The sequence below is a fragment of the Chitinophaga varians genome, assembly GCF_014529945.1.
Taxonomy (GTDB): Bacteria; Bacteroidota; Bacteroidia; order Chitinophagales; family Chitinophagaceae; genus Chitinophaga; species Chitinophaga varians.
Map to the genome: position 1 here is coordinate 447446 of NZ_JACVFB010000001.1, position 13296 is coordinate 460741.

At 46.9% G+C, this 13296-nt stretch carries 8 protein-coding genes; all 8 read left to right on the plus strand.

What is annotated here, in order from left to right:
* Positions 1-7 precede the first annotated feature (7 nt).
* A complete protein-coding gene (locus ICL55_RS01850) occupies positions 8-2155 on the plus strand; it encodes a glycoside hydrolase family 31 protein (RefSeq protein WP_223151263.1) in 2148 nt (715 codons plus the stop codon).
* A 267-nt stretch (positions 2156-2422) separates the two neighbouring features.
* On the plus strand, positions 2423-2977 hold the full coding sequence (locus ICL55_RS01855; protein ID WP_246496178.1) for an RNA polymerase sigma factor: 555 nt from the start codon (positions 2423-2425) through the stop codon (positions 2975-2977).
* Positions 2978-3031: 54 nt separating this feature from the next.
* Positions 3032-4249, plus strand: a complete 1218-nt coding sequence (locus ICL55_RS01860) for a FecR family protein (protein ID WP_188094342.1) — start codon at positions 3032-3034, stop codon at positions 4247-4249.
* Between the two features lie 425 nt (positions 4250-4674).
* Positions 4675-8157, plus strand: coding sequence for a SusC/RagA family TonB-linked outer membrane protein (locus ICL55_RS01865; protein ID WP_188094343.1), 3483 nt, complete (start codon positions 4675-4677; stop codon positions 8155-8157).
* 19 nt (positions 8158-8176) lie between these two features.
* Entirely contained in the window at positions 8177-9655 is a 1479-nt protein-coding gene (locus tag ICL55_RS01870) for a RagB/SusD family nutrient uptake outer membrane protein (protein ID WP_188094344.1), read from the plus strand.
* A 20-nt stretch (positions 9656-9675) separates the two neighbouring features.
* On the plus strand, positions 9676-11070 hold the full coding sequence (locus ICL55_RS01875) for a substrate import-associated zinc metallohydrolase lipoprotein (RefSeq protein ID WP_188094345.1): 1395 nt from the start codon (positions 9676-9678) through the stop codon (positions 11068-11070).
* A gap of 36 nt (positions 11071-11106) precedes the next feature.
* A complete protein-coding gene (locus ICL55_RS01880; protein WP_188094346.1) occupies positions 11107-12414 on the plus strand; it encodes a DUF4302 domain-containing protein in 1308 nt (435 codons plus the stop codon).
* A 216-nt stretch (positions 12415-12630) separates the two neighbouring features.
* Positions 12631-13239 (plus strand): RNA polymerase sigma factor, encoded by a 609-nt coding sequence (locus ICL55_RS01885; protein WP_188094347.1) that lies wholly within the window; start codon positions 12631-12633, stop codon positions 13237-13239.
* The last annotated feature ends 57 nt before the right edge of the window (positions 13240-13296 follow it).

Sequence of the window (13296 nt, forward strand, 5' to 3'; positions counted from 1 at the left end):
TATGAAAATGAGATGGTGTTTTTTGCTGATCTGTATATTATCCGGACTGCTTATGCGGGCGCAGCCTGTACCCTTAAAGTGGGAGCAGGTGGCGCCGGGCGTCTGGAAAACCACCGTAGGGCAACCCGATAAGGTGGATTTACTTACTACCGCGGGCGGCAGTCCCCGGAGAGAAGCATTGCAGAAACTGGGTGACTTATCATTTCCGCTCCCACAGGCGGATTGTAACGCCGAAATAAAGGAAGGAAAGGTGTATCTGCGTTTCCCGTTGCAGGAGAGTGAACAGTTGTATGGCCTCGGCCTGCAATTTAAAACGGTCAACCGCCGGGGGCAGATACTGAACCTGCATATGGACCACTATGAGGGCCGCGATGATGGCCGCTCACATGCACCTGTTCCTTTCTATATTTCCAGCAGCGGTTACGGCGTGCTGATCAACAGCGCCCGTTATATTACCGTATATGCCGGCACCGGCGTGCGGGTAAACAGTCAGCATCCTCCAAAGGCATACGACCGGAACACTGATCCCGACTGGAGCGCTCAGCCTTACTCCGATGCGGTGGAAATGCTGGTGCCAACAACGGGCACGGAGATATATGTTTTTGCCGGTAAAAATACAATGGAGGTGGTACAACGGTATAACCTGTTCAACGGCGGCGGTGTCCTTCCTCCCAAATGGGGCCTTGGCTTTACGCATCGTATGCCTACCTTATCTACAGCAGAACAGGTGAAGGCAGAAGCCTCAGCCTTCAGTCAGCATGGCTTTCCACTGGACTTTATCGGACTCGAGCCCGGATGGCAAACAAAAGCGTATCCCTGCACTTTTGAATGGGATAAAAGCAGGTTTCCCGATCCTGCCGGTTTCGTAAAGGAAATGCAGGCGAAAGGTATCCGTTTGAATTTATGGCTGAATCCTTACCTGTCCCCGGCTTCATCACGATATAACGAAGCCAAACCATTGTCAGGGTCGCACACGGTGTGGAATGGACTGGTGCCGGACCTGACCCTGCCAGCTGCGCAGCAGTTATACAGAGATCTCTTCAAAAAACAGCACCTGGACATCGGTGTCTCCGGATATAAAATTGATGAAGTGGATGGCGTAGACAGTTGGTTGTGGCCGGACGTAGCCTCTTTCCCGTCCGGAACAACTGCCGAACAAATGCGACAGGTATATGGCGTAATGATGCAGCGCCTCACCACTGAATGGTTCCGGGAGAAAGGCATACGTACCTATGGATTGGTGCGTGCGTCCAATGCAGGTGCCTCCTCCTTTCCTTATGTTATCTATAATGACTATTACAACCATCGTGATTTTATCACGGCATTGTGTAACAGCAGCTTTATAGGTGTACTCTGGACGCCGGAAGTAAGGGCCTCAAAAACGGCGGAGGAATGGCTGAGGCGTATGCAGTCCGCCTGCTTTTCACCCATGGCCATGCTTAATGCCTGGGCTGATGGCACCAAACCCTGGAGTTTTCCGGAAGTGGAGAAACAGGTAAAAGATGTGGCATTGCTCAGAATGCAATTATTCCCCTATCTCTATACCGTTTTCTCTCAGTATTACCTGGAAGGCAAGCCACCGGTGAGAGCGATGAACCTGGTAGAAGGTTTCTCCTACCAGCATTCGTCTCAGAAAACAACCCTGGACGGAACAGAGAATCCCTATCAGATGGCCCTGCGGGAAGATGTAAAAGATCAGTTTATGCTGGGGGATGATCTGCTGGTAGCACCTATGTTTACAGGACAAACCAACAGAAAAGTGATACTGCCACCAGGCAAATGGTATGACTTCTACACCGGCGAATATGTTGGAAACGGCGATATAATAGTAGCTACGCCTGGCCTGGACAAAATACCATTGTATGTAAAAGACGGCGGTATTATCCCGATGATACCACCGGTATTGCACACACCGGCGCCAGACGAGCAACTTTCCCTGGAAATCCGCCATTATGGAGAGGCTGAAAGCACTTCACTGCTGTACGATGATGACGGGCAATCATATGACTACCAGCATGGAAAATATATGCAATACCGGCTGTCAGCGAAAATGGACAAGCATGCAGGATGGAAGGGACAGGTAGTGATAGAAAATAAGCAGGGGCTAAAAGTTGCCTATAAGAATATTAAATGGAGATTTATGTCGTGTCACTAAAAAATTAAGCCTGGTACGGGAGCGTACATGCTCCCGTACCAACTATAGGAACCACGAGTAATCGCGTCAGGCAGGTGGTCCGCTATGTAAGTTTAGATGGTTTTGTTATCTTTGGCTGATATGGTCATTACTGAAAATCGTTGATAAGTTTCAAATTCCGGCAGTGAAAATTTTTAAGTAATGGAATCTTAAATTCATAATTTTACGATAAACCAACTTGCCATTAACAGGTATTCCACATATCCAGATACGAAACTGCTCCTGCTGCTGAAGGATAATGATCCACAGGCGTTTGCCGAGATATATGAGCGCTATTGCCGGGAAATTTTCAATTATGCGATTGTCCTTGTGAAGATACCTGAACTGGCAAAGGACCTGGTACAGGATGTTTTTATTAAGATCTGGGAGGCGCGGGGAAAAATAGCAGTGGAAAAGAGTTTTCGCAGTTATCTGTTCCGTGTTTGTCATAACCGGGCTTATGACATGCAGAAAGAAATAGCCCAAAACCGCCATCTGCGGGAACAACTGGTTAACTATTATGAGCCGGCAATGGAGCCGGAAGCCCTGGTTCAGGAGGGCGATACCCCTTATATGCATCTGCTGAAACAAGCGTTGAGCTCCCTCACACCGCAACGCCGCCGCATATATGAAATGTGCAAGAATGAAAAGAAAAGTTACGATGAAGTAGCCCGGGCGCTAAATATTTCCCCCAATACGGTAAGGAACCATATGACCAACACGCTTTCTTTTTTGCGTGATTATCTGAGGCAACACAGTAAGCTTACTCCTGTTCTCGTGTGGCTTTTTCAAAAATTTTTTTAAAAAAGACGGCCCGGCATAGTCTTTTTTCTGTTTCCCCTAGTCTTATATCAGTTTATGTACAAATCAGGAACTTATTATAAAGACTTGCTTTCCCGATTTATCAGGAATGAAGTTACGCCCGATGAGGTGGAGGAATTGTGTGCTTTTATCGAAAGCGCGCCACAGGAGTACAAAGAAATGTTGCTTCAGGAGGACATAATGGCGCTTACAGCGGAAGTGGCCCATCGTTCCCCCATGGTATTTTCTGATGAAGACATCCATCATGTCAGGGCACAGCTGTTGCTGCATGCCGGATTGCAGGCAGATAAAGCTCAACCCATAGCGCGGGGTGTGCGTTTCCTGCATCGCCGGTGGGTGCGCTATGCAGCTGCCGTAATATTGGTTGCAGGTATTGCGACCGCTATTATTGTGTCGGGGCACCGGCAGCGTACCGGCTCCGGCATGGCTTCGGTCAATGAAAGTAGTGACGGTAATATTTTACCGGGAGCCGATAAGGCAGTGCTGACCCTGGACGACAGGCAAATAGATCTGGCGCCTGACAAAAACGGCATTGCCGTGGGTGAAACGATTGCCTATACCGACGGAGAAAAACTTTCCGTTGCCGGTAAAAGGCTGACGCTCGCCACTCCGAACGGAGGTCAGTATCAGTTAGTATTGCCGGACGGCTCAAAAGCCTGGCTGAATGCGGCATCCAGTATTAGTTTCCCGTCGGCCTTTGATGGTGAAAGAAGGCGGGTGAAAATTACCGGCGAGGTTTATCTGGAAGTGCGCAAAGATAACGCCAGGCCATTTTTGGTGGATGTGGATGGGAAATCAACGGTGGAAGTATTGGGGACCAGCTTTAATATCAATGCCTACGCTAACGAGGGAACGATCAAAACGACCGTTGCTGAGGGAAGCGTTCGTGTAGGCGCCACCGATATTGCCGGACCAGATAAGGTGTTGCTCAAGCCCGGCCAGCAGGCTATCGTTGCCGCGAAAACACCGGTAACAGACACTCAGGCCCGCATAGCGGTATTATCGGATGTTGATCTCTCTCAAACACTGGCCTGGAAAAATGGCTTGTTTAGTTTTAACAATGCGGATATCCAAACGGTGATGAGGCAACTGGAAAGATGGTATGATATCAGGGTTCGTTATGAAGGAAAGGATTCCGGTATTACCATAGACGGCAAGATGTACCGCAACGTAAATCTATCCAGTGTGTTGGAATTCCTGCGGGAGTCCGGGGTGCGATTCCGGATGGAAAACAAAACTTTGATAATACTGTAAACACCAGAACAACAACGGGGCCGATGCCTGCCTACAACGCATCGCGGATGTGAACAACCGTAATTTAAGCAAAATAAAAATATAGCCTAAACAAAAGGCCAGTGATGCTGCTACATCCCTGGCCCGGCGTCTGAGTGCCATAAAAACAGTCCGACCGGGACAATTTTTCGTCAACCAAACAATGCAAAAGTATGCAAAAAGTTGCTTATTGTAGGTGGTTTGCCCGTGCAGGAAACCGCCATGTCACCAAAATCCTGTTAGTAATGAGGCTAACGATTGTTTTATTAACTGTCGGTTTTCTTAATATTTATGCTGCTGGCAATTCACAGAGCATTTCCTTCTCAGCCGAAAAGGCTTCATTGAAATCTGTTTTCTCTGCTGTTGAACGACAGACCAGTTTCGTTTTTTTATATAGTGGTCCTGTATTGAAAGCGTCGAAGCCGGTGACGATCTACGCGTCGGCTGTTCCGCTGAAAACCTTTCTTGACGAGGTTTTCAAAGAACAGCCTTTTCAGTATTCAATAGATGGACAGAGTATCCTGGTTTCTCCCAAACCGGTGTCCTACCCACCTCCATTTTATGAAAGACCGGATCTTTCCGCTGATACGCTGATAGATATCAGAGGGCGGGTTGTGGATGCAGCCGGAGCTCCCCTGTATGGTGTGTCCATCGTTGTGAAAGGTACCACTGCTGGTACCAGCAGCGACAAAGACGGGCGCTTTGTATTAAAAAGCAGGCAGCCTAATACCACGCTGGTTTGTTCCATGATAGGATTTGAGTCCAGGGAAATAAAGACCAGTGCCGCTAATACGGTGCTGAATGTCGTGTTGCAGGAAATGGAAACGAAGTTGGACGGGGTGGTGGTGACCGGCTACCAGAATATAAATCGTAAGCTGTTTACCGGGGCTGCCACCAAAGTGGACGCAAAAGATGTAGCGCGTGCAGGCGTCCCGGATGTATCACGCATGCTGGAAGGCCAGGTGGCAGGGGTGTCTATCCAGAACGTTTCCGGCACATTTGGAGCAGCTCCGAAGATCAGGGTGAGAGGCGCGACCTCGATATCCGGCGACAATAAGCCACTTTGGGTAATAGATGGGATCATCCTGGAAGATATCGTGAATATCTCCAATGAGGCTTTGTCTACAGGAGACCCCAACACCCTGATAGGGTCGTCTGTAGCGGGGTTGAATCCCGATGACATCGAATCTTTCAATATCCTCAAAGATGCGGCCGCTACCGCCATGTACGGCGCGCGTGCCATGAACGGCGTAATTGTCGTTACCACCAAAAAAGGCAGACAGACAAACGGAGCGCCGCAGATAAATTATAGCTCTACCCTCAGCACTTACCTGAAGCCAAGGTATGAGCAATTTAACATCATGAATTCCGCGGAGCAGATGGCGGTTTTGCTGGAAATGGAGCGTAAGGGCTCTTTTGGGCATAGTGCGTCGAAGAATTCGAAGGACGGAGGCATTTTTAATAAGATGTATGATCTGATGTATGACTATGATCCGGTAACAGATTCGTATGCTTTAAGAAATGATCCCGCTTCGAGGCAAAAGTTCCTGAAACGTTATGCAGATGCCAATACCGACTGGTTCGATATCTTGTTCAGAAACTCCCTGCTTCAGGAACACTCATTGAGCTATTCTTCCGGGAACGCAAAATCACAGACCTATGCATCTACCAGTTTTATGAGCGATGGGGGGCAAACGGTGGGCGACAAGGTAAAAAGATATACGGCGAACCTGAGGACCAACTTCAAATTAAGTGACCGGTTCAGCGGTGAACTGTTGTTTAATGGCTCCATCAGAGACCAACGTACGCCCGGGACGCTCACCAGGGGTAGTAACCCGGCTACAGGCGGTTTTACCAGGGATTTTGATATCAACCCATTTTCGTACGCGATGAATACCAGTCGGTTGATGACGCCCTATGATACTGATGGCAACCTGGAATACTTCAGAAGGAATTTCGCACCCTTCAATATATTAAATGAGCTGCAGAATAATTATATCGAGCTTGGCCTGAATGAATTGAAAGTGCAGGCCGGCTTCAGGTATAAAATTATCCCACGCCTTACCTATTCTGCTGACGGGTCCTATCGTTACGCTACTACCTTCAGAAAGCACTATGTAAAGGAAAACTCAAATATGGTAGGAGCGTATAAAGCACATAATAACGATCCTTACATCATGGAAAATAACCCTTTCCTGTTTAAAGATCCCAATGTGCCAGGCTCACTGCCAGTCGTGGTTTTGCCCGACGGAGGTTTTTATAATGTCAACAATGATAATCTGGTAAGTTATTATTTCCGTCATAATCTGGAGTACGATGCACAGTTCAGCGCAAAACACCGGTTGAATATTTTCGGGTCCATGGAGGTCCGTTCTACCGACAGGCAGTACGACAATTTTGACGGTATCGGTTATCAGTATACCAGCTCTGGTTTGGTACATCCTGATTTCAGGTACTTCCAGGATGCGCAATATCAAAACCTGCCATATTACGGTATGGGATACACGAAAGACCGGTTCGCCGCTATGATGGCCCGTGGCGCATATGCCTATGCCGACAAGTACAGCTTCAATTTTACGACCAGGTTCGACCGGTCCAATATGCTGGGTAAAACCAAAGCCAAAGGGAAAAGCCTCGGGTGGCTGCCTACATGGAATGTTTCCGCTGCCTGGGATATTGACCAGGAGAAGTTCTTTAACCAGCAGGGAAAATTCCTCTCCGGTGCCAGGGTAAGAGGCACCTATGGGCTGGTCGCGAACCTGGGCAATGCCCGGAATAAGTCGGTGCTTTATAATAATGGGATAACGTACCGGCCGATAGAGACAGATAAAGAACAGCTGGTCAAAATTTCAGCGCTGGAGAATGCTGACCTGACCTGGGAGAAATTATATGAAGCAAATGTGGGTGCAGATCTGGCCTTCTTCCATAATAAAGTCAACATTACACTGGACCTGTATAAACGGGACATTTTTGATTTGATCGGGCCTGTTGTCACATCCGGCATCGGTGGCCAGGTGCAGAAAATCGCCAATTATGCAACGATGTCTGGTAAAGGGTTTGAGCTGACTATCGCGGGAAATCCTGTTCAAACAAAAGACTTCAGGTGGCGCAGTTCTTTCAATTTCGCCCACAACAAAAATAAGATCACCAAATTGGTGATTAACCCAACCCTGGCGAATCTGGTGCGTGCAGAGGGGGGGCCACTGGAAGGCTATGCACAAAGAGGATTGTTTTCTGTACAGTTCGATGGACTGAACCCCGATTTTGGTTATCCGACCTTCATTTCCCAATCCGGCGAGCGAAACGCCATGAAGGTAGATTTTCAAAGCACGAATGTAGAGTACCTGAAATATCATGGACCGGTAGATCCCACCCTGACAGGAGGCTTCTATAATCAGTTAGCCTATAAAAACCTGTCTCTTTCCTTCCTGTTTACTTTCAGTATGGGCAACTACGTGCGACTTGCGCCGGTATTCACGTCTGAGTTGAGCGACGATATCGGGATGTCTAAAGAATGGTTAAACAGGTGGATGGTGCCCGGGGATGAAAAACGCACGACCATTCCAACAATTGTAGATCCTTTGGTGGCCCAGGTGGATATGCCCAGTAACCCCATGTATGCTTATAGCGCCTATAACTCCTCAGACGAGCGCGTGGCCAAAGGTGATTTCATCCGCCTGAAGAATGTGACGCTGGGCTATAGTCTGCCCAAGTCCTATGCGAACAGGCTAAGATTGAAGAACATTGATTTGGCCCTGGTGGGCAACAATGTATGGCTGCTCTATGCAGATAAGAAGCTGAATGGAGCTGACCCTGAATTTTTTGGAAGCGGGGGCGTGGCCTTACCGGTGCCCAGGCAATTTACTTTCTCTCTGAAAGCTGGTTTCTAATTAAAAAGCATTGAATAAAATGAAGAAGAAAAATATATACAATATTGTCCGTTTATCACTGCTTTCATTGCTGCTGGGAAGCTGTGAAAAATACTTTGAAGTCAATCCGGATATGCGTACCGAATTGAACACCCCTGAAAAAGTAGCCCAGTTACTGGTGACGGCCTATCCAACATCTGATTATTTCCTGTTTGCGGAATTAGCCTCAGACAATAGTGCAGATAAAGGACCTGGTGATTTCTCCCTAAATGATATTGCCCGTGACAGCTATTTTTGGAAAGAAGTGACACAGGTGTCAGATAGCTATTCTCCTAATGCGTACTGGCTGGATATGTACAGGGCTATCGCAGCTGCCAATCATGCCATTGAAGCTGTGGAGGAAAATAATTTTGGTACAACAGGGCAGCAATACAAAGGAGAAGCGTTGTTAGCACGCGCTTATGCGCACCATATGCTGGTCTCTTTGTTTTCGAAAACATATCAGATCAACGGTGACAACTCATCTCCGGGGATACCGTATCTTACCGATCCTGAAAAAATAGCCTTTAAAAACTACGAGCGTGGTACCGTGGCTTCCGTGTATGAGCATATTGAAAAAGACTTGCTCGAAGGTATGCGCCTGATTAAAGGGATCAGCTATAAATCACCCAGGTTTCATTTCAATGAGCAGGCTGCCAATGCTTTTGCTGCAAGGTTTTATCTTTTTAAGGGAGAGTATGATAAGGTCATCAAATATGCCAGTGCTATTTTTCCGGAAAATAATTTTAAACAGAATATCCGGCCTATAGCCGGGGCACTGAAGGCGGCAGGTAGTAATTCCCCGGCATTATTTACAGGTAGCCAGCAAAATTTCAATCTTTTACTGGCAAATGTCTATTCCAATTTCAATAGTATCGCTGCCGGCGGCCGTTACGGAGCCGGATTGTCCACCGAGCAGATGATCAGCGGAAATACCGTTGCCGGGAAACAATTTTACCAATATTATACCCGGATTGGGGGAATTCCCGATAAACTTTCACTGGGGAAATACCCGACTTTTTCCTATAGAGCAAGCACATTTGCAACTGACTGGACCTATTATACTGTTCAGTGCCTGTTTTCAGCAGATGAGGCGCTGATGAACAGAGCGGAGGCCTATGCTAGTACCGGCGATTACACATCGGCGTTAAAGGACCTGAACGACTTTGCGGAAGTGAGGATTGAGGGATACAATACTTCGTTGCATGGAATTACCGAGGCGAAGGTCTTAAGCTTCTATAATACCACGGATATCAAGGTCGGTTTGCTGAAAGCGGTATTGGATTTTAAACAAAAAGCTTTTGCGCATGAGGGGATCCGTTGGTTTGACATCAATCGGTACAGCATAGAAATTTCACACCGGTATTTGGATAATAAATGGGATACAACCTACGATGTGTTGAAGAAAAATGATCTGCGCCGTGTCTTTCAATTGCCGGAAAGTGCGATGCTTTCCGGATTAACTAAAAACCCCAGATAGAACAAATTTAAAATTCAGTTATGAAAATATTTTGCATCACGTTTTCCTTCCTGTTAATGGTGGCTGTAACTGGTTGCAGGAAAGAAGAGAAAGTTGATTTCGAATTCAACAGGGAATTGGATTATATGCCCACCGAACTCGATAACTGGTTAACGACGGCATTCACGGACCCTTATAATATAGAGGTAGTGTATCGTTTTGACCGGTATAAAGGCGCCGTTGACCAAAACCTGGTGCCGGCCGGGGAAGACAAGGTAAAAGAGCAAATGAGGATGGTTTTGAATGGGTATTTGATGCCCTATGAGATTGCGGGAGGCAGGACCTTCATCAAAAGATTTGCTCCCAAAGAATGGGTTTTATTTGGATCTTATTCTATCCAGTCTGATGGGTCGCGTGTGCTGGCTACCTCCGGTGGTGGCAGGAATATTACCCTCTATGAGGTGAATGCAATAAATAGTGCTGATCCCGAGGCGGTGCGTCCAAGGCTGAAGACCATACATCATGAATTCACGCATACCCTGTCACAGATTCAGCGATTACCACTCGAATTTGAGAATATTTCCAGGGCAGATTATACAGAGTCCTGGCGCAATGCCACACTTTATCCGGACAAGGATAACGACTCTCTGGGTTTTGTTTCCCGGTATGCGAGGGCCAATGTGATGGAGGATTTCGCGGAGACGGCCGGGTTTTTATTGGCAAATGGACAACTATGGTATGATAACAAAGCCGGAAAGGTGCCCAAATCAGGATATGATATTCTGAAGAAAAAGGAAAGCGCTGTGGTGAATTATTTCAGAGATCAGTTCGGGGTTGATTTCAGGAAACTGCAAAGGGAAGTTGCCTTTTCCATGTATAACGATTTTAATGATAAAAATTCCCAGACTTTTGAATACTGGTTTTTCAACCAGGGGCTGTTTGACCGGAGCCTGGGCTATAATACCGCAAATGTCTCTCCTGACGTAAAAAACGCCGTAGATAATTTCAAAGCGGCAGTGAACGCGTACAGTGCATCCGCCAGGTATGTAGTGCAGGATTTGACTTATATATTTACGCCTGCTAATGCCACTGCCGGAACGTTGGTGGTGAGCGTACCCTTTCGGTCCGGGACGAGCCCCATCATTTACGCGGATTACAACTTCACTTACACGCAGGACCCGGTTACCCATTCCATCAATTTTGTAAAGGCCGCACAGGGAACGGGGCCGAATTATACCAATGCCAATTTTTTCATGGCCTCCTTCATGACCAATATCTCCGGCTATCTGACAGGTTCCTCTTTCAGGACGGACTGGTCGGTGAACAAACCGGACCTCTCCCGCCGGGATGAAGCTTTTTTCAACTCAGGGGGTTTTTATAAAGCAGGCGACAGGACCAGTTATCTCAACTTCCAACTGTTGAAAGTGAGAAAGTAAACTGAATAATGATTAACCAAATTAAATCATGAGATTATGCAGAATTTATATAAGCTCCTATTTGTCATCTCCGCTTTGGTTATAGGTTGTAGCCGCTCAGATGTGGACCTGGTTTTTAATCAAACGCCTGACGAGCGTATGAGCGGACAGCAACAACAATTCAGGCAGATGCTTGTACAGGCCCAATATGGTTGGAAAATCACGAATTCAACCCAGTTGAAAGGTAATTTCGGATTTTATATGGACTTCGATTTTGAGGGAAAGAAGGACCGGGTTTGCATGGTGTCAGATATCAATGATACCAGCAGCGCGACGGTGCAGGTTTCTGCGTACAGGGTTAAATTGGTCAATGCGCCGATTCTTTCTTTTGAGACGTATAATTACATTCATTTGTTAAGCGACCCCAATCCTGGTGTGAGCGGAGGGGTAGTGGGCCAGGGATTTAAAGGAGACAATGAATTTGAGTTTGTCAGGGTTACCTCCGATTCGATGTTCCTTGTAGGCCGCAAATTCAGGACCCAAATGACGTTGGTGAAAGCAACGAGGCAGGAGCAGGAGGCTTATCTGAATGGAGGTTATCTGGCCAATATTAAGGCTGTTAAAGCTGTTTTTGCCAGTAACAAGGTCTCCCTTTTTGATTATGGTGGCGTTACTTATCAGATTATACCTAATACAGGCGCAAGGCGAGTGGGGATAATGAGCGTGGTGAATAATGAGATCAGGCTTTCTTCCGGGAATTTTTCCTTTTCTGTCAACGGCATGGAATTATCAGATGGCATACAGATGGGAAACACGCTCGTGACAAGGATATTGCTGGAGGGTGATAAACTCTTTATCCAGACAAAGCGTGGAGAGAAGATAGCTGTCCGGAGTTCGCAGACAGCGCTCCTTCCCCTGAATCAGATGATAGGGTTGAGTTATATGGGATTAAATCTTCCGTTTTTGGCCAATTTACCGGGCACAAATCCTGCCGGCACTACTATCCTAAAGCAGTTAAGCTTACTGGTATTGGCTTATCCGGCTTCTTACGACAAGAGCGAGATCAATCTGGTATGGGATGTCCCAAATAAAAAAGTAATTATGGAAGGACTGCTGTTCAAAGGGAGTTATATATATGCAACCAGATTTCGTTATGACTATGATTTTAATCCCGCAACAGGGTTATACAAGCTGAGCAATAAGATCGTACTGGCGCCTGGTTATGCTACCTATAACGTCAGTTTATTGGATACGTTCCTGCAAAACAACGAGTTTAGTTTAGATTATTATTTTGACAGTGGCAATATGTATGGGAAAGTGACCAGCAAAAACGGGAGCACTATCATGACTTTCATGCTCTATTAGGTTAATAGGCTGAATTTGTACCAAGAGCACTAAAAAAGTAAAACCTGCGCTACCTTGTCGCAGGTTTTATTTTTTTAGCCAGGGTTGCTGCCTGTTTGTTGATGGCTGCCAGTGCGGGCTGGCTCACCAACGATACCTCATTGAAAATGGAATAATTATTTGGACGACAATTTTTTTGCCTTAAATTTAGCCCCGGTGAACATCAATCATTAAAATTTGTCAGACAACTTTTTAAATAATGAAAATGCGCTTCTTCAGCAGATAGCGTCTGGCGATGAGCAAGCCTTTGGAGTCTTTTTCTCTTACTATTACCCGCAGTTGTTTTCGCTGGTCCACCGTTTTACACTTCATGATGAAGATGTACGCGAAGCGCTGCAGGAAACATTCCTACAGGTGTGGCTGCAACGTGACGAACTCACTGAAATCCGGGAAATGCGAGGATGGCTGTTACGTATTGCCACCCGGCAATGCAGGGCAATTTTGCGCAAAAATCTGCTAATGCTCCGCAGCGAGCATAAGGCATATGAGGATGTTTTTACCGCTGAGCAGTCCACGGTACCGGCAGAACCCACCACTGTTGCGGAAATCATGAGGCTGGTGCGGGATGCAGTTCAGCAAATGCCCGATCAGCGCCGGCGCATCTATCAGTTGAGCCGCGAAGAAGGCCTGAAGCCTTCCGAAATTGCAGCGCGCTTGTCCCTCTCCGTCAGTACCGTAAAGAATACGCTGGTAACGGCCTTGAAGCAGATCCGTCAACATTTGGCGAATGCTGGTTACCCGTTGCCCTGGCTCTTGTTATACTGGATGTTTTCCAGCCGGATGTAATAGATGGCCTCTTGGGGCCGGTCTGAAAATATTTTTTTTAGTGCATTAGTACGTTTG

What these genes read in the sequence shown, in the direction of transcription:
- ICL55_RS01850 (WP_223151263.1), top strand. Translation starts at nt 8, where the DNA reads ATGAGATGGTGTTTTTTGCTGATCTGTATATTATCCGGACTGCTTATG.
- ICL55_RS01860 (WP_188094342.1), top strand. Translation starts at nt 3,032, where the DNA reads ATGTACAAATCAGGAACTTATTATAAAGACTTGCTTTCCCGATTTATC.
- ICL55_RS01870 (WP_188094344.1), top strand. Translation starts at nt 8,177, where the DNA reads ATGAAGAAGAAAAATATATACAATATTGTCCGTTTATCACTGCTTTCA.
- ICL55_RS01875 (WP_188094345.1), top strand. Translation starts at nt 9,676, where the DNA reads ATGAAAATATTTTGCATCACGTTTTCCTTCCTGTTAATGGTGGCTGTA.
- ICL55_RS01880 (WP_188094346.1), top strand. Translation starts at nt 11,107, where the DNA reads ATGCAGAATTTATATAAGCTCCTATTTGTCATCTCCGCTTTGGTTATA.